Annotated in this window: 18 protein-coding genes; 12 read left to right on the top strand and 6 right to left on the bottom strand. The window is 71.4% G+C overall.

Annotation, left to right across the window (positions count from 1 at the left end; genetic code table 11):
• Window positions 1-40: 40 nt before the first annotated feature.
• Window positions 41-2,320 (bottom strand): FdhF/YdeP family oxidoreductase, encoded by a 2,280-nt coding sequence (locus ACGFWE_RS09385; RefSeq protein ID WP_393599079.1) that lies wholly within the window; start codon window positions 2,318-2,320, stop codon window positions 41-43.
• 168 nt (window positions 2,321-2,488) lie between these two features.
• On the opposite strand from ACGFWE_RS09385, the gene polA reads away from it, so the two are divergent.
• The gene (gene polA, locus ACGFWE_RS09380) at window positions 2,489-5,218 is read left to right on the top strand and encodes a DNA polymerase I (protein ID WP_393599077.1); all 2,730 of its coding nucleotides are present in this window, start codon (window positions 2,489-2,491) and stop codon (window positions 5,216-5,218) included.
• A gap of 722 nt (window positions 5,219-5,940) precedes the next feature.
• Here polA and ACGFWE_RS09375 read toward each other — a convergent pair.
• Complete coding sequence (locus tag ACGFWE_RS09375; protein ID WP_393599075.1) at window positions 5,941-6,786, bottom strand: DUF4184 family protein; 846 nt, start codon at window positions 6,784-6,786, stop codon at window positions 5,941-5,943.
• Window positions 6,787-7,094: 308 nt separating this feature from the next.
• Between ACGFWE_RS09375 and ACGFWE_RS09370 the strand changes: the two genes are divergently transcribed.
• The 3 genes from ACGFWE_RS09370 to ACGFWE_RS09360 all read left to right on the top strand — a co-directional run bounded on the left by ACGFWE_RS09370 (window position 7,095) and on the right by ACGFWE_RS09360 (window position 10,143).
• On the top strand, window positions 7,095-8,852 hold the full coding sequence (locus tag ACGFWE_RS09370) for a lytic transglycosylase domain-containing protein (RefSeq protein ID WP_393599073.1): 1,758 nt from the start codon (window positions 7,095-7,097) through the stop codon (window positions 8,850-8,852).
• A gap of 148 nt (window positions 8,853-9,000) precedes the next feature.
• A complete protein-coding gene (locus tag ACGFWE_RS09365) occupies window positions 9,001-9,135 on the top strand; it encodes an SPW_0924 family protein (RefSeq protein WP_352382709.1) in 135 nt (44 codons plus the stop codon).
• A gap of 21 nt (window positions 9,136-9,156) precedes the next feature.
• A complete protein-coding gene (locus ACGFWE_RS09360; protein ID WP_393599070.1) occupies window positions 9,157-10,143 on the top strand; it encodes a DUF3068 domain-containing protein in 987 nt (328 codons plus the stop codon).
• Here the strand turns inward: ACGFWE_RS09360 and hrpB are convergent.
• Both hrpB and ACGFWE_RS09350 read right to left on the bottom strand, forming a co-directional pair.
• Window positions 10,133-12,607 (bottom strand): ATP-dependent helicase HrpB, encoded by a 2,475-nt coding sequence (hrpB, locus tag ACGFWE_RS09355; RefSeq protein WP_352382705.1) that lies wholly within the window; start codon window positions 12,605-12,607, stop codon window positions 10,133-10,135. The genes ACGFWE_RS09360 and hrpB overlap by 11 nt on opposite strands.
• A 31-nt stretch (window positions 12,608-12,638) precedes the next feature.
• Window positions 12,639-13,532, bottom strand: coding sequence for a class I SAM-dependent methyltransferase (locus tag ACGFWE_RS09350; RefSeq protein ID WP_352382703.1), 894 nt, complete (start codon window positions 13,530-13,532; stop codon window positions 12,639-12,641).
• A 314-nt stretch (window positions 13,533-13,846) separates the two neighbouring features.
• Here ACGFWE_RS09350 and rpsA point away from each other — a divergent pair, with 314 nt between their 5' ends.
• From rpsA to ACGFWE_RS09330, 4 genes are all read left to right on the top strand, one after another.
• Window positions 13,847-15,358: a 30S ribosomal protein S1 gene (rpsA, locus tag ACGFWE_RS09345; RefSeq protein ID WP_352382701.1), complete on the top strand. Its 1,512-nt coding sequence runs from the start codon at window positions 13,847-13,849 to the stop codon at window positions 15,356-15,358.
• Between the two features lie 181 nt (window positions 15,359-15,539).
• On the top strand, window positions 15,540-16,478 hold the full coding sequence (locus ACGFWE_RS09340) for a PAC2 family protein (RefSeq protein ID WP_393599067.1): 939 nt from the start codon (window positions 15,540-15,542) through the stop codon (window positions 16,476-16,478).
• Window positions 16,479-16,506: 28 nt separating this feature from the next.
• Window positions 16,507-17,124, top strand: a complete 618-nt coding sequence (gene coaE / locus ACGFWE_RS09335; RefSeq protein ID WP_393599065.1) for a dephospho-CoA kinase — start codon at window positions 16,507-16,509, stop codon at window positions 17,122-17,124.
• Between the two features lie 50 nt (window positions 17,125-17,174).
• Window positions 17,175-17,555, top strand: coding sequence for a tetratricopeptide repeat protein (locus tag ACGFWE_RS09330; RefSeq protein WP_352382696.1), 381 nt, complete (start codon window positions 17,175-17,177; stop codon window positions 17,553-17,555).
• A gap of 149 nt (window positions 17,556-17,704) precedes the next feature.
• Here the strand turns inward: ACGFWE_RS09330 and ACGFWE_RS09325 are convergent, their stop codons facing one another.
• The gene (locus ACGFWE_RS09325; protein WP_352384304.1) at window positions 17,705-17,971 is read right to left on the bottom strand and encodes a DUF6343 family protein; all 267 of its coding nucleotides are present in this window, start codon (window positions 17,969-17,971) and stop codon (window positions 17,705-17,707) included.
• A gap of 75 nt (window positions 17,972-18,046) precedes the next feature.
• On the opposite strand from ACGFWE_RS09325, the gene ACGFWE_RS09320 reads away from it, so the two are divergent.
• The 3 genes from ACGFWE_RS09320 to ACGFWE_RS09310 all read left to right on the top strand — a co-directional run bounded on the left by ACGFWE_RS09320 (window position 18,047) and on the right by ACGFWE_RS09310 (window position 20,300).
• Entirely contained in the window at window positions 18,047-18,946 is a 900-nt protein-coding gene (locus ACGFWE_RS09320) for an acyltransferase domain-containing protein (protein ID WP_352382695.1), read from the top strand.
• Window positions 18,947-19,008: 62 nt separating this feature from the next.
• Entirely contained in the window at window positions 19,009-19,722 is a 714-nt protein-coding gene (locus ACGFWE_RS09315; RefSeq protein WP_393599063.1) for a class I SAM-dependent methyltransferase, read from the top strand.
• Window positions 19,723-19,832: 110 nt separating this feature from the next.
• A complete protein-coding gene (locus ACGFWE_RS09310; RefSeq protein ID WP_352382691.1) occupies window positions 19,833-20,300 on the top strand; it encodes a DoxX family protein in 468 nt (155 codons plus the stop codon).
• A 130-nt stretch (window positions 20,301-20,430) separates the two neighbouring features.
• Here ACGFWE_RS09310 and ACGFWE_RS09305 read toward each other — a convergent pair whose 3' ends face one another.
• On the bottom strand, window positions 20,431-21,114 hold the full coding sequence (locus tag ACGFWE_RS09305) for an RNA-binding S4 domain-containing protein (protein ID WP_352382689.1): 684 nt from the start codon (window positions 21,112-21,114) through the stop codon (window positions 20,431-20,433).
• A 146-nt stretch (window positions 21,115-21,260) separates the two neighbouring features.
• Here ACGFWE_RS09305 and ACGFWE_RS09300 point away from each other — a divergent pair, with 146 nt between their 5' ends.
• Complete coding sequence (locus tag ACGFWE_RS09300; protein ID WP_393599060.1) at window positions 21,261-21,992, top strand: uracil-DNA glycosylase; 732 nt, start codon at window positions 21,261-21,263, stop codon at window positions 21,990-21,992.
• The last annotated feature ends 9 nt before the right edge of the window (window positions 21,993-22,001 follow it).

The following is a 22,001-nucleotide window of genomic DNA, read 5'->3' as shown; positions in this document are numbered from 1 at the left end:
CTACGACTGCCTGTTACGACTGCCTGCGCTGAGCAAACGCTCAGTCGGTTGCCGATTGTTCCAGACGGACGACGACGGACTTGCTGGCCGGGGTGTTGCTGGTGTCGGCGGTGGCGTCCAGCGGCACCAGGACGTTGGTCTCGGGGTAGTAGGCGGCCGCGCATCCCCGGGCGGTCGGGTAGTGCACGACCCGGAATCCCGGGGCCCGCCGCTCCACGCCGTCCTTCCACTCGCTGACGAGGTCGACGTAGGACCCGTCGGCGAGCCGGAGCCGGTCGGCGTCCTCGGGGTTGACCAGGACGACCCGGCGGCCGTTTTTGATGCCCCGGTAGCGGTCGTCGAGGCCGTAGATCGTGGTGTTGTACTGGTCGTGCGAGCGCAGTGTCTGCAGCAGCAGCCGGCCCTCGGGCAGCTCGGGGTATTCGACGGGCGCGGCGGTGAAGTTGGCCTTGCCGGTGGCGGTGGGGAAGCGGCGCTCGTCGCGCGGGGCGTGCGGCAGGGTGAAGCCGCCGGGGCGGGCCACGCGCGCGTTGAAGTCCTCGAAGCCGGGGATCACGCGGGCGATGCGGTCGCGGATGGTGGCGTAGTCCTTCTCGAACTCCTCCCACGGCACCCGGCTCTTCTCGCCGAGCACCCGGCGGGCCAGGCGGCACACGATGGCGGGCTCGGACAGCAGCTGCCCGCTGGCAGGCTCCAGTCGGCCCCGGGAGGCGTGCACCATGCCCATGGAGTCCTCCACGGTCACGAACTGCTCGCCACTGCCCTGGAGGTCGCGCTCGGTGCGGCCCAGGGTGGGCAGGATCAGGGCACGCGCGCCCGTGACCGCGTGCGAACGGTTCAGCTTGGTCGAGACGTGCACGGTCAGCCGGGCGCGCCGCATGGCGGCCTCGGTGACGTCGGTGTCGGGGGAGGCGGAGACGAAGTTGCCGCCCATGGCGAAGAAGACCTTGGCCTCGCCGTCGCGCAGGGCGCGGATGGCGCGCACGACGTCGAAGCCGTGCTCGCGCGGCGGGGCGAAGCCGAACTCCTTCTCCAGGGCGTCCAGAAAGGCGGGTGCGGGGCGCTCGAAGATGCCCATCGTGCGGTCGCCCTGGACGTTGGAGTGGCCGCGGACCGGACACACGCCGGCGCCCGGGCGGCCGATGTTGCCGCGCAGGAGGAGGAAGTTGACGACCTCGCGGATGGTCGGCACGGAGTGCTTGTGCTGGGTGAGGCCCATGGCCCAGCAGACGATGGTCCGCTCGGAGGCGAGGACCATGGAGAGGGCTTCCTCGATCTCCCCCCGGGACAGGCCGGTCGCGGTGAGCGTCTCGTCCCAGTCGGCGGCGCGGGCCGCCTCGGCGAACTCCTCGTAGCCGTGGGTGTGTTCGCGGACGAAGGCCTCGTCGACGGCGCCCTGCGTCTCCAGGATCAGTTTGTTGAGGAGGCGGAACAGGGCCTGGTCGCCGCCGATGCGGATCTGGAGGAAGAGGTCGTTGAGCGCGGCGCCCTTGAGCATGCCCTGGGGGGTCTGCGGGTTCTTGAAGCGCTCCAGGCCGGCCTCGGGCAGCGGGTTGACGCTGATGATCTTGGCGCCGTTCGCCTTTGCCTTCTCCAGGGCGGAGAGCATGCGGGGGTGGTTGGTGCCCGGGTTCTGGCCGGCGACGATGATCAGGTCGGCCTGGTAGAGGTCGTCGAGCAGGACGCTGCCCTTGCCGATGCCGATGGTCTCGCTGAGCGCCGAACCGGACGACTCGTGGCACATGTTGGAGCAGTCCGGCAGGTTGTTCGTGCCGAGTTCGCGGGCGAAGAGCTGGTAGAGGAACGCGGCCTCGTTGCTCGTGCGGCCCGAGGTGTAGAAGACGGCCTCGTCGGGGGAGCCCAGGGCCGCGATCTCCTCGGCGATGATGTCGAAGGCGCGCTCCCAGGTCACCGGTTCGTAGTGGGTGCCTCCCTCGGGGACGTACATGGGGTGGGTGAGCCGCCCCTGCTGGCCCAGCCAGTAGCCGCTCCTGGTCGCGAGGTCGGCGACCGGGTGCGCGGCGAAGAACTCGGGGGTGATCCGGCGCAGGGTGGCTTCCTCGGCGACCGCCTTCGCGCCGTTCTCGCAGAACTCCGCCGCGTGCCGGTGCTCGGGCTCGGGCCAGGCGCAGCCGGGGCAGTCGAATCCGTCCTTCTGGTTGACGCGCAGCAGTGTGAGCGCGGTGCGCTTGACGCCCATCTGCTGCTGGGCGATCCGCAGGGTGTGGCCGATGGCCGGGAGGCCGGCCGCCGCGTGCTTCGGTTCGGTGACCTGCGGAGCGTCCTGAACCGGATCACCCTTGGGCGGCTTCGTGGCCATCGGACTGTCTCCTTCGCACACACCTGTGAGGTAGGTCTCCGATCCTCGCACGCGCCGGTGACAACGGGCTTTGCCGGGCCTGCGGAAAGCGGCGGCAGGGCTTGCCCCTTCGGTGCCGCCGGCGGCGAGCGGGTCTGAGTGTCAGTGGGGCGTGGCAGGATCGGGGGCGTGGCAGAGACAGCAGCGAAGAAGACCGACAACAGCCCCGGCGGCAGCCGCCCGCGTCTGATGCTCATGGACGGGCACTCGCTGGCCTATCGCGCGTTCTTCGCGCTGCCCGCGGAGAACTTCACCACCGCGACCGGCCAGCCGACGAACGCGATCTACGGCTTCGCGTCGATGCTGGCCAACACCCTGCGCGACGAGGCCCCCACCCACTTCGCGGTGGCCTTCGACGTGTCCCGCAAGACGTGGCGCTCCGAGGAGTTCACGGAGTACAAGGCCAACCGCTCCAAGACCCCGGACGAGTTCAAGGGCCAGGTCGAGCTGATCGGCGAGCTCCTCGACGCGATGCACGTCTCGCGCTTCGCGATCGACGGCTTCGAGGCCGACGACGTCATCGCCACGCTCGCCACGCAGGCCGAGGCCGAGGGCTTCGACGTGCTGATCGTCACCGGTGACCGCGACTCCTTCCAACTGGTCAGCGAGCGCACCACCGTGCTGTACCCGACGAAGGGCGTCTCGGAACTGACCCGGTTCACCCCGGAGAAGGTCTTCGAGAAGTACGGCCTGACGCCCGCCCAGTACCCCGACTTCGCGGCGCTGCGCGGCGACCCGTCCGACAACCTTCCCGGCATTCCCGGCGTCGGCGAGAAGACCGCCGCGAAGTGGATCAACCAGTTCGGTTCGTTCGCGGAGCTGGTCGAGCGCGTCGACGAGGTCAAGGGCAAGGCCGGGCAGAACCTCCGCGATCACCTGGAGGCCGTCAAGCTCAACCGCCGCCTCACCGAGATGGTGCGCACGGTGGAGCTGCCGAAGTCGGTCACCGACCTGGAGCGGCTGCCGTACGACCGCAAGACGCTCGCGATGATCCTCGACACCCTGGAGATCAGGAACCCCTCCCTGCGGGAGCGGCTCCTTGCCGTCGACCCGGGTGCCGAGGAGGCCGAGGGGACTCCGGTCGTCGCGCCGGGCGTGGAGCTGGACGGGACGGTGCTCGGCACCGGCGAGCTGGCCGGCTGGCTCGCCGAGCACGGCGCACAGCAGCCCCTCGGCCTCGCCACGGTCGACACCTGGGCACTCGGTACCGGCTCGGTGGCCGAGGTCGCGCTCGCCGCGTCCGGCGGGGCCGCCGCCTGGTTCGACCCGTCCGAGCTGGACGAGGCCGACGAGAGGGCCTGGGTGGCCTGGCTCGCCGACGCCGGCCGGCCCAAGGTGCTGCACAACGCCAAGGGCGCCATGCGGGTCTTCGCCGAGCACGGCTGGAGCATCGCCGGCGCCACCATGGACACCGCGCTCGCCGCGTACCTGGTCAAGCCGGGGCGCCGGTCCTTCGACCTGGACGCGCTGTCGCTGGAGTACCTGGGCCGGGAGCTGGCGCCCGCCGCCGCGGCCGACGGGCAGCTCGCCTTCGGCGCGGACGACGGGGCCGAGGCGGAGGCGCTGATGATCCAGGCGCGGGCCGTGCTCGATCTGGGCGTGGCGTTCGAGGGCCGCCTGGAGGAGGTCGGGTCCGCGGATCTGCTGCGGGACATGGAGCTGCCCACCTCCGCCCTGCTGGCCCGCATGGAGCGGCACGGCATCGCGGCCGACCGGGCGCACCTGGAGGCCATGGAGCAGATGTTCGCCGGGGCGGTCCAGCAGGCCGTGAAGGAGGCGCACGCGGCGGCCGGGCACGAGTTCAACCTCGGCTCGCCCAAGCAGCTCCAGGAAGTCCTCTTCGGCGAGCTGGGCCTGCCGAAGACGAAGAAGACGAAGACCGGCTACACCACGGACGCCGACGCGCTCGCCTGGCTGGCGACCCAGACGGACAACGAACTGCCGGTGATCATGCTCCGGCACCGTGAGCAGGCCAAGCTGCGGGTGACCGTCGAGGGGCTGATCAAGACGGTCGCCGCGGACGGCCGTATCCACACGACGTTCAACCAGACGGTCGCGGCGACGGGCCGGCTGTCGTCGACGGACCCGAACCTCCAGAACATCCCGGTCCGTACGGACGAGGGGCGGGCGATCCGGCGCGGATTCGTGGTGGGGGACGGCTTCGAATCCCTCATGACCGCGGACTACAGCCAGATCGAACTGCGGGTGATGGCCCACCTCTCCGAGGACGAGGGACTCATCGAGGCGTTCACCTCGGGGGAGGACCTGCACACGACCGCCGCGTCGCAGGTGTTCGCCGTGGAGCCCGGTGCGGTCGACGCGGAGATGCGGCGGAAGATCAAGGCGATGTCGTACGGGCTGGCGTACGGGTTGTCCGCGTTCGGGCTCTCGCAGCAGCTGAACATCGAGGCGGGGGAGGCGCGGGCCCTCATGGACGCGTACTTCGAGCGGTTCGGCGGGGTGCGGGACTATCTGCGGCGGGCGGTCGACGAGGCGCGGGCCACGGGGTACACGGCGACGCTCTTCGGGCGCCGGCGGTATCTGCCCGACCTCAACAGCGACAACCGTCTGCGGCGCGAGGCGGCCGAGCGGATGGCTCTCAACGCGCCGATCCAGGGGACGGCGGCGGACATCGTCAAGATCGCGATGCTCAAGGTGGACGGCGCGCTGCGGGAGGCCGGTCTCGCGTCCCGCATGCTGCTCCAGGTCCACGACGAAATCGTGCTGGAGATCGCGCCGGGGGAGCGGGAGGCCGCGGAGGAGATCGTCCGACGGGAGATGTCCGACGCGGTACGTCTGAGCGTGCCGCTGGGTGTTTCGGTGGGGTCCGGTCCGGACTGGGAGTCCGCAGCGCACTAGCCTCCGGCTGTCGAGGCGGGGTCGGGTTCTGGTTCGGCTGCGGGTTCGGTGGGGGCGGGCGTTGTGCGCAGTTCCCCGCGCCCCTGGATGCCTGCGGCGGCCTGTTCCGGTCCGGTGGGGGCGAGTGCGGTTCGGTGGCTGGCGAACGGTCCGTCCTGGTGCAGGTGACCGCAACCCCCCAGGGGCGCGGGGAACTGCGCGACCAGCCCCCACCGGCCCGCACCCGCCCGACAACCCGACCCGGCACCTCGAACTGCGCGACCGGGCCCGCACCCCGCCCGGCAACCTCACCCGGCACCCCCCTGGGCGCCCCGTCCGAGCCCAGCGCAGCGTTCGTCACTCGCGTGGCCCCCGCAACCGCGCCCCCGCCCCGACCCCCGGCCAGGATGCCGTCATGGGTATACGCATGCTTCACCGCCGGGCGGGTCCCGGACGGACGCAGGCACAGGCGCACGCCGACAGGGCCCCGTCCGGGCGACGATCCCCGGTTCCGGTCCACGCGACCGCCGCAAGCACGGCCCGCATTCCCTTCGACCTGGCGACACTTTTGCGTCGGACGCGAGGCAGGGTCCGCCTCACCACCCTGCGTCACGCCGCCACAGAACGGGACGCCGCGCTGTGGGCCGAGCTGGCGCTCAGTTACCTCGCTCTCGCCCTCACCCTGCTGCCCCGGTCCCGTCCGATGCCCACCATGACGGTGTTCATCGCGGCCGTGGACGCCGTCAGCGAGCGAGCGGGAGACCGGCCTCTTCCCGGGCGTCGGGCGCCGGGGCCGGGCGCCACAGCCTGACCCCCGCGGCGTAGAGCACTATTCCGAGCACCAGGCCGGCGCCCGCGCCGAAGCAGAGGGTCGGGATCAGTTCCCACGGCTTCGCGGTGGAGCCCCCGTACGCCCACCACTGCGAGGCCCGCCGCAGCGCGCCCACCGTCACGCACCCGCCGATCACGACCACGGCCCACCACCTGTCCCGCCCCGACAGCACGGGGACACCGGGTGGCTCGGCCACCCAGGGCGCCCGGCGCAGCGCGTGCGCGCAGAACGCGGCGATCACCACCGCGGCCAGCGCCGAACCGCCGTACTGCAGATACCAGTACAGAGGGGACCCGGCCAGCTCCCGGCCGAGGACCGGGAACAGCCGCATCCCCCATCGGTCGTGATGCGTGAACGCGTCCCACACGACATGGGTCAGCGCCCCCAGTGCGGCGGAGACGTACCACCGTGCGACCAGACCCGTACGCACGCGCGCGCGTGGCACCCCGCACCGCAGCAGTGTCGCCACGCCGCCCTGTCGCCCTCGGGGCAACAGGGCCACCAGCGGCTCTCGCAGCAGCAGCCACAGGCCCACCAGTGCCCAGGCGACGAGCACGTCGATCGTGAAGACGCCCGGGAAGGAGTGTGTGACGGTGCCGAACTCCATCGCCCCCGGCACGACACTTGCCGCGTAATAGGTCATGTCGGGCGAGAAGGATCCGGCCACGAGCACGGCCGGAACCAGTCGGCCCCGGCCCGTTCCGTCGGTGCGCACCGCGGGCAGTACCGCCGCCGCATGGCTCAGGGTGAACGGCAACGGGGCTCCTCGCGGCGGCTGTTGGGCGGGCGGCGGCCCGGGTGATCGGTCCCGTCCAGTATGAGCGACGTGGACCCGCGCCGATCGAACATGGCCAACCGGTGAATACCGGGCACGAACCGGTGTCCGCGAAAAGGAAGTTGTCGTAGGGTCACACGGGTCACCGTGCTGGGGAGCTCGGTCGAACGCGAGAATCAGGAATTGCCGTGCGTCACAGGGGCAACCTCCAGGGTGGCTCGACTGTCTCAACCGGACGAGAGCGACAGACGGACAAGGGCGCTCGGGCGTCCACAGGAGGGGTTCACTTTATGGCGGCGCAATTCGGCAGGAGGCTGCGCAAGGGAGCGGTGACCACCGCTGTGGCCGCGGCCGCGGTCGCGGCACTGTCCGCCTCCCAGGCCCCGGGGGCCACGGTCGACGACAACGGCAGATCGACCGCCGCCGACGCCCAGCCCTCTCCCGACGCGGCCACCGGTGACGGCGGCGCCACCGGCAACTCGCCGTACTACACGGACCTGCCGCCGCTGAACACCCCGAGCCCCGCGCCGACCGACGGCACCGCCTCGCCCCTCTCTCCGGTGGAGTCCGAGGCGGGCATACCCGCGACCGTCCTCGCCGCCTACAAGCAGGCCGCGGCCGAACTCCAGGAGTCCAAGCCCGGCTGCAACCTGCCCTGGCAACTCCTCGCCGCCATCGGGCAGGTCGAGTCGGGCCAGGCCCGCGGCGGCCGCGTCGACGCCGACGGCACCACGACCTCCAAGATCCTCGGTCCGCAGCTCGACGGCAATGGCTTCGCGCTCATCAAGGACACCGACAACGGTGCCTACGACGGTGACAGCGCCTACGACTCGGCCGTCGGGCCCATGCAGTTCATCCCGTCCACCTGGGCGTGGGCCGGCCGTGACGGCAACGGCGACGGCGTGAAGGACCCGAACAACGTCTACGACGCCGCTCTCGCCGCCGGTCACTACCTGTGCCGCAACGGCTGGGACCTGTCGACCGACGGTGACCTCGACAAGGCGATCCTCAGCTACAACAAGTCGCAGGCCTACCTGAACACCGTCCGGTCGTGGCTGGAGTACTACCGCAAGGGCACCTACGAGGTCCCCGACGGCACCGGCACGATCCCGGACAGCCGCAGCGACGGCAGCAACGGCAACGGTGGCAGCGGGGGTCCGTACTCCTCGCCGTCGTCGCCCTCGACGCCGCACCCGTCGAAGCCGAACAGGCCCGGCTCGCCGAGCCCGACCCCGCCGTCGACCACCCCGCCGTCCACGACCCCGCCCCCGTCGGGGAACCCCACCACTCCGCCCCCGACGACCCCGGTCACCCCCACCCAGTCCGTGGACCACCTGGAGGACTCGGGCACCGCCAAGCTCACCGCCATGGCGGGCGACGCGTTCGCCGAGCAGATCAGCACCAAGGCGGAGAACGCCGCGGGCAAGGGCGTCGCCAAGGTCCGGATCCGCTTCACGATCGTCGGCGACACCGACGCCACCTTCACCGGCGGCGAGAAGGTCGCCACCGCTCTGACGGGCAGCTCCGGTGTGGCCACCGCGCCCGCGCTCCAGGCGGGCGAGACCACCGGCACCTTCACGGTCCGCGCCGCCCTCATCGGCCGTACCGTCACCGGCCCGGACTACACGGCCACCGTCACCCAGCGCGTCGCCGACACCCTCGTGCGCACCGCCGACACCGCCCTGACGTGTGTCCCCGGCGGTCAGTTCGCCGACGCGGTCCAGCTCAAGGCCACCTACAAGGACGCCGTCGCCGACAAGGTCACCGCCACCGCCACCCTGATCAAGTCGGCCGACGACGCGACCGAGAACGACAAGGGCCCCTACTTCAAGGACGCCGACGGCAAGACCGTCCGCACCCTGACGGGCCTCACCACCGACGCGGACGGCCTGCTGAAGCTGCCGCAGCTCTACGCCGACGACACCACCGGCACCTTCGTGCTCCGCATCACCACCGCGGGCGGCGCCACCCTCGACGTGACGCTGACCGTGGCCGCGGCCACGGAGACCTCCGCGAGCCCCTCGCCGAGCCCCGGCGCCAGTTCGTAGGGCGCGAGACCCAGCCCCGGAGGGCGTCTTCTCCGCTACGGCGGACAAGGCGCCCTCCGTGCGTGTACGAGCTGTTCTCATCTCGCCCGGGCGTTGCTACGGTGCCGGACCTGACGATGTATCAGTTCCCGCCCGCCGGGAGGCAGACATGCGCGCCCTGATCGCCGCCGTGACCGGCCTCGCCCTCGCGTTCGCGCTGGTCCTCACGATCACCGCGCTGGGCACGCCTGCCGGCGGGACATCGCCCAAGCCGCTGCTGACCACGGTGCCCGCACACCCGTAACCGTCCGCCCGGGAGGCCGAGATGCGCCGCAAGACCAGCCTGGTCCTGCTCGCCCTCGCCGTGTTCTTCGCGGCGCTGTCCCCGCTGCTGCGCTGGTACGCCTTCCCGCGCCTGGCCAAGGTCCCCGCGAACCAGTACCAGGACATGGTCCTGGAGGCCAAGGACGCGACCCTCATCGACTACAACGACGGACTGAAGGCGAAGAAGGTCCCAAAGATCACCATCGTGCAGACCCTCAAGGGCAACGTGGAGGCATCGGAGAAGATCGAGAGGACGGCCGGGAAGGACGTCGTCGTCTGGGACGGCCTGTCCTATGTCGTCGGGCCCGACGGCAAGATGGTCTCCAAGGTCCCCGAGCGCTACATCTTCGACGCCCACACCCAGGACCCCGTCCACGCCACCGGCGAGTCGGTCGACGGCGACCCCGTCAAGCGTGAGGGCATCGAGTTCAAGTGGCCCTTCCTCACCGAGAAACGGGACTACCAGTACTTCGACGCCCAGGCCCGCACCACGGCCCCCATCCACTACAAGGGCACCCAGAACTTCCGCGGCGTCGACGTCTACTACTTCGAGCAGACCATCCCCTGGACCAAGGTGCCCTTCCCCAAGACCATGCCGGTCCAGGGCATCACCCCCCAGTCCCTCGCCAAGACCGGCACCACCCGCTGGTACACCACGGTCCGCAAGTTCTGGGTCGAACCCCTCACCGGCGCCCCCGTCTACGGCGAGGAACTCCACAAGGAGGAACTGCGCGGCGGCACCCTGCTCGGCGGCCGCGACAAGGTGACGGTCTTCGCCGGCGACGTGAAGATGCGCGAGGACTACATCAGGCACACGGTCGACCTGGTCAAGTCGAACCGCACCCTCGTCCTCCTCATGACCTCGTACCTGCCGTGGGGCTTCCTGCTCCTGGGCTTGCTGCTGCTGGCGCTCGCGCTGCTGCTCGAAGCCCGCGGCCGCCGCCCGGCCCCCGCCAAGGTCGACGAACCCGAACCGGTCACCGCCTGAGCCGCGCGCTGGTGTACCGGGTCGGCTCGGCGCCCGTCGGGTCCTCCGGCCACGGATGCTTCGGATACCGGCCGCGCAGCTCCGCCCGTACGCCCTTGTAGCCGTCCTTCCAGAAGGAGGCGAGGTCGGCGGTGACCGCGGCGGGGCGCCCGGCGGGGGACAGGAGATGGACCAGGAGCGGCACCCCGGCGATCCGGGGCGACTCCTGCAGCCCGAACATCTCCTGCAACTTCACCGCCAGGACGGGCTGTTCGGGCGTGCCGTAGTCGATCCGGATTCTGGACCCGCTCGGTACGGCGATCCGTTCGGGCGCAAGCTCGTCCAGGCGCGTGGCCTCGCCGGAGGCCCAGGGCAGGAGCCTTTGGAGTGCCTGGCCGGCGTCGATGCGGGCCAGGTCGGCCCGTCGGCGGGCGCGGCTCAGCTCGGGCTCCAGCCATTCGTCCACGCGCGCGTGGAGCGCGTCCTCGGAGACATCGGGCCACGGCTCGCCGAGGTGATGGCGCAAGAAGGCCAGTCGCTGCCGCAGGACGTCCGCGTCGGGCGTCCACCGCAGCAGCCGCAGCCCTTCCTGGCGCAGCCCTTCGAGCAGGGCCTCGCGTACGAGGGCGGGGTCCGCGTCCTTCAGCGGCCGTACCGCGAGTTCGATCGCGCCGAGCCGCTGCACCCGGCGTGCCACGACGTCCCCGTCCCCCCAGTGCACCTCCTGGCGCTCGGAATACAGGGACGCAGCCGCCGTCCGGGCCATGTCCTCGTCGATCACGGCGGCGAGCCGCACACGCGCGTGCCCCTTTCCCAGGGGCCGGTCCGCCACGGCCACCGCGATCCAGGGCGAGCCCCGCAGCGGGGAGCCTTCGGAGAGTTCGGCGCGGGTTCCGGAGGCCATGAGGTAGGAGCCCGAGTCGGCCCTGGCGACCCGCTCGGGGAAGGCGAGCGCGGCGACGAGACCCTCGCCGCCGGTGTCCGCCCCGGTGAACCGCGTCGAGGCGGACCGCAGCCGCCGCACCTCCGTCCGCCACCGTCCCGCGTAGGCGTCGCCGCCCCGCCGAGCGGTCCGCACGGCGGCCGCCAGGTCGTCGCCGTACTCCCTGGGCGGCTCCTCCGACAGCAGTGCGACCGTCTCGGCGCCCGTGCCGGAGGTGTCCAGCAGCGCCCGTCCCAGCCGGGGATGCAGGCCCAGGCGGGCCAGCCGCGCCCCCCGCTCGGTCGCCCGGCCGTCCGCGTCCACCGCTCCCACGGCCGTCAGCACGTCCCGCGCGGCCGCCATCGCCCCGCCCGGCGGCGGATCCAGCAGGGCGAGCCCGGACGCGTCCGGATCGCCCCAGCAGGCCACCTGCAGGGCGAACGCCGTCAGGTCGGCGACCTTGATCTCCGGCGACGGGAAACGCGGCAGCCGGGCGTCCTCGGCCTCCGCCCAGCACCGGTACACCGCACCAGGCGCCTCTCGTCCGGCCCGCCCCGCCCGCTGCCGCCCGGCAGCCTGCGAGGCCCGCACGGTCGCGAGCGCGCTCAACCCGCGCGCGTGGTCGACCCGCGGCTCCCGCGCGAGCCCCGAGTCGACGACCACCCGCACCCCGGGCACGGTCAGGGACGACTCGGCCACGGCGGTCGCCAGCACCACCCGGCGCCGCTCCCCGCCCGCCAGCACCGCGTCCTGTACGGCCGCCGGCGCCCGCCCGTGCACCTGGAGCACCTCCACGTCACCGAGACCGCCCAGCTGCCCGGCCACGCGCGCGATCTCGCCCACGCCCGGCAGGAAGCACAGCACATCCCCCGCCCGCTCGGACAGCGCCCGCCGTACGACCGAGGCCACGTGCGTGAGCAGCACGGGATCGACCCGCATGCCGTGCGGCGGGCGTACGGGACGCGTCGGGGGCGCCCACACGACCTCCACCGGATGCGCGACACCCGCCGCCTCGACCACGGGCGCGTCGCCCAGCAACCGTGCCCACCCCTGCGCGTCGGTCGTCGCGGACGCGGCCACCAGCCGCAGCTCCGGCCGCAGCGCCTGCCGTACGTCCCACAGGAAGGCCGCCGTCGTGTCCGCGTCCAGATGCCGTTCGTGGCACTCGTCGAGCACCACCACGTCGACACCCGTCAGCTCCTGGTCGCGCTGGAGCCGCTGGAGCAGCACACCCGTCGTGACGACCTCCACGCGCGCGTGCGGCCCGACCACCCGCTCGCCGCGCACGGTGTAGCCGACGCTCTCACCGACCTTCTCGCCCAGCAGCCACGCCATCCGCCGGGCGGCCGCGCGGGCGGCGATACGGCGGGGTTCGGCCACGACGACCTTCCGCGCGGGTGCGCCGGAGTCCAGCAGGCCCGCGAGCACCAGCGGGACGAGGGTCGTCTTGCCGGTGCCGGGCGGTGCCACGAGGACCGCCGTGCCGTGTTCCTCCAGGGCGTCGCCCAGCGCGGGCAGGGCACTGCGGACGGGAAGGGCGTCCAGGGCGTCGTAACGGATCACGCCCCCAGTGTCGTACGACTGCCGCAGTGCCTCAGTCGCGTTCGCACACGAAGATCGCGGTGCCCGGGATCAGGTTGCCGCGCAGCGGGGACCAGCCGCCCCACTCCGAGGTGTTCCAGACCGGCCACTCCGGCTCCACCAGGTCGACCAGGCGGAAGCCGCCGGCCACCACGTCACGGACCCGGTCGCCGATCGTGCGGTGGTGCTCGACGTAGACCGCGCGGCCCTCCTCGTCCTGTTCGACGTAGGGCGTGCGGTCGAAGTAGGAGGCGGAGACCGACAGGCCCTCGGGGCCGGGCTCATCCGGGAAGGCCCAGCGGATGGGGTGGGTCACCGAGAAGACGAAGCGGCCGCCCGGGCGCAGGACGCGGCGCACCTCCTTCAGGACCAGTACCGGGTCGGCGACGAACGGCAGCGCGCCGTACGCCGAGCACGCCAGGTCGAAGGAGCCGTCCGCGAAGGGCAGCGCGCCGGCGTCGGCGCACACCAGGGGGAAGGACGTCCCGATGCGCAGAGCGTGCTGGAGCTGGCGGTGGGAGATGTCCAGGGCGACCGGGCGAGCACCCTGCTCGGCCAGCCAGCGCGCGCACTGGGCGGCGCCGGCGCCGATCTCCAGGACGTCCCTGCCCTTGAGGTCCTCGGGCGGGCCCAGCAGCTCGGCCTCCACCTCGTCGAGACCCTCGGGGCCCCACACGAAACGGTCGTCGCCGAGGAACGTGCCGTGCTCGACCTGGTAGTCGTCGGCGTTGCGGTCCCACCAGCCCCGGTTGGCCCGGACACTCTCGGTGATGTCGGCGTCGCGGCGCGTGGCCTGCGACTCGGCGTCCGGGCCGGACTCCTGCGGGTGTGATGCGGGCTCTTGGATGATCGGCTCCCTCGTATTAGTCTGCGGCTCTTCCGTCCGACCCGTCGTGACGGCCGTCATAAATGGGGCGCCGTCACGCGCGCGTGGCCTCGTGAGACAGGTTTTGTGCCGGGTATGCGGCGATCCGCCCCGGGTGTGCGCCTTCGCGCATTGACCCTGCCTGGCTGCCCCCGTATGCTACAAGTTGCGCTGCGGGCCTGCGCTCCTCAGACGTAGCAGGCTGCGCTCGCATCTGTTGTAGTCCCCTCGGTTGTCGAGGCGCCACCAGTGGTTTGTGTGGCGCTTCCTTGGCTGTCCGGCTTCTTCAGAGCGAAACAGGCTCCCGGCGTAAGCAGTACCTACGACTCACTGTCCGTACCGGAGCCCTTTCCCACATGACGAGCAGCACCGAGACCACCTCTACCACTCCGCAGGTAGCGGTCAACGACATCGGTAACGAGGAAGCCTTCCTCGCCGCGATCGACGAGACGATCAAGTACTTCAACGACGGCGACATCGTCGACGGCGTCATCGTGAAGGTCGACCGGGACGAGGTCCTGCTCGACATCGGTTACAAGACCGAAGGCGTTATCCCGAGCCGCGAGCTCTCCATCAAGCACGACGTCGACCCCAACGAGGTCGTCGCCGTGGGCGATGAGATCGAGGCCCTTGTTCTCCAGAAGGAGGACAAGGAAGGCCGCCTGATCCTCTCGAAGAAGCGCGCCCAGTACGAGCGTGCCTGGGGCACCATCGAGAAGATCAAGGAAGAAGACGGCATCGTCACCGGTACCGTCATCGAGGTCGTCAAGGGTGGTCTCATCCTCGACATCGGCCTCCGTGGCTTCCTGCCGGCCTCCCTCGTCGAGATGCGCCGCGTTCGCGACCTCCAGCCTTACGTGGGCAAGGAGCTCGAGGCCAAGATCATCGAGCTGGACAAGAACCGCAACAACGTGGTCCTGTCCCGCCGTGCCTGGCTCGAGCAGACCCAGTCCGAGGTTCGCCAGACGTTCCTCACGACCCTGCAGAAGGGCCAGGTCCGCTCCGGCGTCGTCTCCTCGATCGTCAACTTCGGTGCGTTCGTGGACCTCGGTGGCGTCGACGGTCTGGTTCACGTCTCCGAGCTCTCCTGGAAGCACATCGACCACCCCTCCGAGGTTGTCGAGGTCGGCCAGGAAGTCACCGTCGAGGTTCTCGACGTCGACATGGACCGCGAGCGTGTCTCCCTGTCGCTGAAGGCGACCCAGGAAGACCCGTGGCAGCAGTTCGCCCGCACCCACCAGATCGGCCAGGTCGTGCCCGGCAAGGTCACGAAGCTGGTTCCGTTCGGTGCGTTCGTCCGCGTGGACGAGGGCATCGAGGGTCTGGTCCACATCTCCGAGCTGGCCGAGCGCCACGTGGAGATCCCGGAGCAGGTCGTCCAGGTCAACGACGAGATCTTCGTCAAGGTCATCGACATCGACCTCGAGCGCCGTCGCATCAGCCTCTCGCTGAAGCAGGCCAACGAGGCCTTTGGTTCGGACCCGGCGTCGGTCGAGTTCGACCCGACCCTGTACGGCATGGCCGCGTCGTACGACGACCAGGGCAACTACATCTACCCCGAGGGCTTCGACCCCGAGACCAACGACTGGCTCGAGGGTTACGAGTCCCAGCGTGAGGTGTGGGAGAACCAGTACGCCGAGGCGCAGACCCGCTTCGAGCAGCACCAGCAGCAGGTCATCAAGTCCCGCGAGGCCGACGCCGCTGCTGCGGCCGAGGGCGGGGACGCCGCTGGTGCGGTTCCGGCCGCCGGTGGTGGCGGTGGCGGTGGCGGTTCGTACTCCTCCGAGGGTGCGGACACCTCCGGCGCGCTGGCTTCGGACGAGGCGCTCGCCGCGCTCCGCGAGAAGCTGGCGGGTGGGCAGAGCTGAACGCCCACTGAGCAGTAGCTCTTGACTGAGGGGCCGTACCTTTCGGGGTACGGTCCCTCAGTGTTTGTCCGACAGCCGGTCATGAAAAGGGCGTAAGAGATGGCCTGATCAAGCGCTCGGGTGGGAATGCCGCTGTTCCAGGGCGCGTTGAAGCGTATGAACACGAGGAGGAGCGGTCACAGTGCTTGATCCGCAGGGTTTGTACGCATGGGAGCCCAAGGGCCTCGCCGTCGTAGACATGGCGCTCGCCCAGGAGTCGGCCGGCTTGGTCATGCTCTACCACTTCGACGGATACATCGACGCGGGCGAGACCGGCGACCAGATCGTCGACCGGCTGCTCGACACGCTGCCGAACCAGGTCGTGGCCCGGTTCGACCACGACCGGCTCGTGGACTACCGCGCCCGCCGTCCGCTGCTCACCTTCAAGCGCGACCGCTGGACGGACTACGAGGAGCCCACGATCGACGTGCGGCTCGTCCAGGACGCCACCGGAGCACCCTTCCTGCTGCTGTCGGGCCCGGAGCCGGACGTGGAGTGGGAGCGCTTCGCCGCGGCCGTCCAGCAGATCGTGGAACGGCTCGGCGTCCGGCTGTCCGTGAACTTCCACGGCATCCCCATGGGCGTCCCGCACACCCGCCCCGTGGGCCTCACCCCGCACGGCAACCGCCACGACCTCGTCCCCGGCCACGGCAGCCCCTTCGAGGAGGCCCAGGTGCCCGGCAGCGCCGAGGCCCTGGTCGAATACCGGCTCATGGAGGCCGGCCACGACGTCCTGGGCGTCGCGGCACACGTCCCGCACTACATCGCGCGCTCGACCTACCCGGACGCGGCCCTGACCGTCCTGGAGGCCATCACGGCCGCCACCGGCATGGTCCTGCCCGGCATCGCCCACGCCCTGCGCACCGACGCCCACCGCACCCAGACCGAGATCGAGCGCCAGATCCAGGAGGGCGACGAGGACCTCGTGGCCCTCGTCCAGGGCCTGGAACACCAGTACGACGCGGCGGCCGGCGCGGAGACCAGGGGCAACATGCTCGCCGAGCCCGTGGACATTCCGTCGGCGGACGAGATCGGGCTCGAGTTCGAGCGCTTCCTGGCGGAACGCGAAGGCGACAACTGACGCGCGGGGAACGTCTAGGCTTCCGGTCATGCTGAAGGTGGGCCTGACCGGCGGTATCGGCGCCGGCAAGAGTGAGGTGTCGAAGCTCCTCGTGGAGCACGGCGCCGTCCTGATCGACGCGGACCGCATCGCGCGCGAGGTCGTCGCGCCGGGCACGCCCGGTCTCGCCGCGGTCGTGCAGGCATTCGGCGAGGACGTACTCGCCGAGGACGGCAGCCTCGACCGCCCCAGGCTGGGCTCCATCGTCTTCGCCGACCCGGACCGGCTCGCCGTGCTGAACTCGATCGTGCATCCCCTGGTGGGCGCCCGCTCCCGCGAGCTCGAATCAGCCGCCGCCGAGGACGCCGTCGTCGTCCACGACGTCCCGCTCCTCACGGAGAACGCCCTCGCGCCCCTCTACGACCTCGTCGTCGTCGTCGACGCGAGCTCCGAGACCCAGCTCCACCGGCTCGTCGGGCTGCGCGGCATGACCGAACAGGACGCACGCGCGCGTATGGCCGCCCAGGCGACCCGCGAGAAGCGCCTGGAGATCGCGGACATCGTGATCGACAACGACATACCCCTGGAAGAGCTGCGCCGACGCGTGCAGGAGGTGTGGGGCGATCTCCTGCGCCGGGCTCGCGCCTCGCGGACGTCTCAGGAATAGCGTCCCCCGCTGCGGGCGTTGAACCCTTCCAGTGAGGGAAGGACTGTGCCGTGCCCGAGACCAGCGGATCGACCGGACGTACTCCGGAGACGCATGTCATCGACTACCGCGCAGCCGAGCAGTTGCTCTCCGCGCGGGACCCGCGGGGCGCGGTGAAGCTGCTCGACTCCGTCATCGCCGCCCACCCGGAGAACACCGCGGCCCGGTTGCTGCGCGCGCGGGCGTTCTTCGCCGCCGCGCAACTGCGACCCGCCGAGCTGGAGTTCGCCATCGTCCTGGAGCGCGAGCCGGACAACGCCTTCGCCCACTTCGCGCTCGCCCGCACCTATGAGCGGCAAGGGCGGCCCGACCAGGCCAGGCGGCACTTCCGGCTGGCGGCCGCCCTGGACCCCAAGCCGGAGTTCCTGAAGGCGGCACGCTTCGACTCCTGACCGGCTGCCGAGACGTGCCGGCTCGACCGCTGTCCGGGGCGACCAGGGCCGTTCTGATGGATCGCCGTGGAAGACGGAGCGGCGTTCGGTGCGTGTGACAGGCGTGCGTGCCGGGCGTCGCGACGCCGCGCGGATCCATCGGAAGGGCCCTAGCGGCGGCGGTTCTCCGGGGGCCGGTACGGCGGGATGTCGGGGCCCGGCTGGTAGTGCGGGCCCTGACGGATGTGCCGGAGGATCATCGCCGTGTCGACGGTGATCACCAGCCAGAGCACTCCGCAGGCGATGGCCCACCCGGGGCGTCCCGCCAGCGCGAACGCGACGGTGCCGAAGACCGCCCAGACCAGCCCCCACACGCTCAGCCAGAACCGCGCCCGCAGTGCACTGCGCGCGGTCGTCGGCTCACTGCCCGTACGCATCGAGATCACCACTCCTCCTTTGCAACGTACTCTTCGGAACGGACGTTGACCAAAGGGCCGAAGAGGGGTCACCGCATGCTTCCGGACGCCGACGAACTCGCCGAGGTGCTGGTGGAACTCGCCGTGCCGCATGAGGACGTCAACGAACTCGTACGGATGGGCCGACGGGTCATGGACGACCCGGAGCTACGGCGATTCCTCGAACACTCCGTCGACGAACTGGTCCGGGACATGGGCAGGGCCGACGACCCGGTCGTCCTGCCCGAGCTCGACTGGCCGGCCGGCGCCCTCCAACGCTGCTTCCCCGTCTACGTGTTCGTGGCGGCGCTGCCCCACACGCGCGCGTACCACCGCTCACGCGGCATCCCGGCCGAGGTGTCCTGGCACACCCTCGCCGACCTCGGCCGGAACATGGCCGTGCACCGCAGGCGGTACGGCAGGGCGGGCGTGCAGTCACCGCGCTGGCTGACCCGGCACTCGCGGGGCGAGCTGTACCAGCTGGGCCGACTCCAGTACGAGCGGACGCGGTACGGGCCGTGGAACAACCGGACGTTCGGGGCGGCCGGACTCGACCTCGCTCCCGGCACGCCCTGTCTGAGCCTGCACATCCCCGACTTCCTCGGCCCGCTGTCACCGCAGGCCTGCGATCGCTCGCTGGCCCTGGCCGCCGAGTTCTTCGCCCGGCACTTCCCGGAAGAGCCCTATGGCGCCGCGCTGTGCCATTCCTGGCTGCTCGACCCCCAGTTGAAGGAGTACCTGCCCGCGGACTCCAACATCGTCCGCTTCCAGGAGCGCTTCCGGCTGGCCCCCCAGGACCCGGAGCCGGAGGACAAGGAGCCCGTGCAGTTCGTGTTCGGGGACCCGGAACTGCCGGTCGAGAGCCTGCCGCGGCGGACCGCGCTGGAGCGGGCCGTCGGCGACCACCTGCGGGCCGGGCGGCACTGGTACATCGGGCACGGCTGGTTTCCCCTGTAGCTCGGACGGGTGAACCTGTGCGATGGGGGAACGGCCGTGCGGAGACGGGCCGTTGGACGGGCATGGAGCTGAAGATGCGAGCGGGACACCAAGGGACGGGACCGGGGCCGATCACCCCGGACGGATGCGCGGTCGAGCTGTACAAGCGACTGCCCCCGGGAGCGGAACCGGAGATCATCGCCGGGGCGGTGCCGGCGGGAGCGAGCATCCTGGAGCTGGGCTGTGGCGTGGGGCGCATGACAGGCCCGCTGCTGCAGCGGGGGTTCACGGTGACCGCGGTCGACGAGTCCGCCGAGATGCTCGAGCACGTGCGGGGGGCCCGCACGATATGCGGTCCCATCGAGGACCTCGATCTGGGCGAGACGTTCGACGTGGTGCTGCTCGCGTCGTTCCTCGTGCACAACGCCGACCTGGACGTGCGGCGCCGGATGCTGCGCGCCTGCGCCCGGCATGTCGCGGCGGGCGGCTGTGTGCTGGTCCAGCGGGAGGGCGAGGACTACCACACCCGTGTGCCGCGCGAGCGGATCGACCCCAGCGGCTTGACCGTGCGGATCGTGTCGTCGGAACCGGTGGCGGAGGGCGTCAACTCGGTGCATGTGGAGTACGACTTCCCGGACGCCACCTGGACCCAGACGTTCAGGGCCCGTCCCCTGACGCGGGAACAGTTCGAGGAGGCGCTGGAGGAGGCGGGGTTGAGAGTGGACCGGTATCTGACGGAGGACCGGATATGGGTGCGGGCGGTGCCGGTGTCGGTGCCGGCGCCGGTGACGGACTGAGGCCCGGCGTCGGCGGGAAAAGTTCGGTCGCGTGGCGGCGATGAGTTCGGGTGCGGGCGTGGGTCTACCTCTGTGACAGCAACACGGACCGCTTCCCACAGGAGACCCCGATGTCCGAGACCACCGTCCCCGTCGCCCACACCGCCGCTTCCACCGCTGCCTCCCCGGTCATCGCCGAGTCCCCGACCGCCCGCGGCCGCCGGGCCCGGATCGCCCTGCGCACCCTGCAGGTCGTGCTCGCCCTCTTCTACGTGATCGCCAGCGCGCTCCCCAAGCTGATCGCGTACCCCGCGGCCGTCGAGAGCTTCGACAGGATGGGCTGGGGCAGCGCGGGGATGTACACCATCGGCGTGCTCGAACTGGCCGGCGGGATCGCCCTGTTGATCCCGGTGCTGCAGTCGGTGGCGGCGGTGGCGCTCAGCGGGCTGATGGTCGGCGCGTTCGTCGTCCAGCTGACCTATTTCGACGGGGAGAACGCGGCGACGCCGCTCATCCTGATCGTCCCGCTGGTCCTGATCGCCTGGGCCCGCCGTCGGCACAATGCGGACCTGCTGCGGCTGGTGCGACGACGGGCGTGAGGAGACGGGACCCCACGGTCACCGCACTGAGGTCGGCGCCCTGTCCTTCGGGGAGGGGGCCGGCCTCAGTGCGGTGACCGATGGGGGCCTTGCTGGTGCCGGGTGCCGTCAGGGCGCTCGGTGTGCGTGCTCAGCGGGAGCGCCCGCCTCTGCCTGAGTTCCCGCCCCTGCCCGAACGGTGTGCCTTGTCCGAGGCGTCTGTCGGCTCCGAGCCGCCTGCGGCTTCCGGACCGTCGGATCCGCTCGGGCCGCTCAGGTCGCCCGGGCCGCCCGGTCCGGCGAAGCGGCTTCGGCGGCTGCCTTCCGTGAGGCCGCGCAGGCGTTCCAGTTCGCGGCGGTCGCGCTTGGTGGGGCGGCCGGTGCCGCGGTCGCGGATGCCGGCGGGGGCGACGCCCACGCGGGGCGGGGGCGGGGGAGAGTTGTCGACGTAGCACTGGGCGGCCACAGGGGCGCCGACCCGCTTGCGGATCAGGCGCTTGACGATGACGACCCGCTCCCAGCCCTCCTGCCGGACCCGGACCTCGTCGCCGACGCGCAGGGAGTGGGCGGGCTTCACACGCTCGCCGTTCACATGCACATGCCCGCCCCGGCAGGCGGTGGCTCCCGCGGAACGGGTCTTGGCCAGGCGTACGGACCAGATCCAGCTGTCGATCCGCACGGTCTCGCCGTTCTGCGGTCCGGCGGCCTCCGCGGCGGCGACGGCGGCGGCGATCTTGGGGTCCGGGTCGACGGCGTTCGCTCCGGGACCGTCGGCCGTCGTGCCGGCCTGGCCCGTCCCACCGGTCTCGTTGTCGTCCGTAGGTTCCACAGCCATGGCTCCGACCTTAGTACCCGGGGCCGTGTGCGCCGGGTGGGTTTTCCGGGGCGGTGCCCGTCGTACGGCCCGACCAGCACCGCCCGGGCCACCATTGCCCCGGCACCCCTGCCACCGCCCCGGCGACCTGCCCGTACCGTAGGGCCATGGACGCGCTGGCCGATCTCGACCGTCGGATCTCGGGGTGCCGTGCCTGCCCGCGGTTGGTCGAGTGGCGGGAGGAGGTGGCCCGGACCAAGCGGGCCGCGTTCGCCGACTGGACGTACTGGGGGCGGCCGGTGCCCGGCTTCGGCCCGGCGGACGCGCGGATGCTGATCGTCGGGCTCGCTCCGGCCGCGCACGGCGGGAACCGTACCGGGCGGATGTTCACCGGAGACCGTTCCGGGGACGTGCTGTACCAGGCGCTGTACGACATCGGGCTCGCCTCGCAGTCGACCGCCCTGACCGCGGACGACGGACTGGAGCTGTACGGCGTGCGGGTCACCTCGCCCGTGCACTGCGCCCCGCCCGCCAACAAGCCCACCCCCGGCGAGCGCGACACCTGCCGGCCCTGGCTGGTCCAGGAGCTGAACCTGCTGCGGCCGACGCTCCGTACCGTGGTCGTGCTCGGCGCCTTCGGCTGGCAGGCCGCGCTGCCCGCCTTCGCGGAGGCCGGCTGGAGCGTGCCCCGGCCGCGGCCCGCCTTCGGACATGGGGTGCGCGTCCCGCTCGACGGCCTGGAACTCTTCGGCTGCTTCCATGTCAGCCAGCGCAACACCTTCACCGGCAAGCTCACGCCCCAGATGCTGCGGGAGGTGCTGGGCACGGCGGCAAAAGCCGCGGGACTGCGGGGCCGTACCGCCGAAAACGAGGCGACGGGGCTCCCGTACGACGGTTAGGGTCGCCGG

Origin of the sequence: Streptomyces sp. NPDC048523 (assembly GCF_043199815.1) — a bacterium.
Classification (GTDB): domain Bacteria; phylum Actinomycetota; class Actinomycetes; order Streptomycetales; family Streptomycetaceae; genus Streptomyces.
Note: the sequence above shows the minus strand (reverse complement) of the source record. Positions and strands in the feature narration are given on the sequence as shown.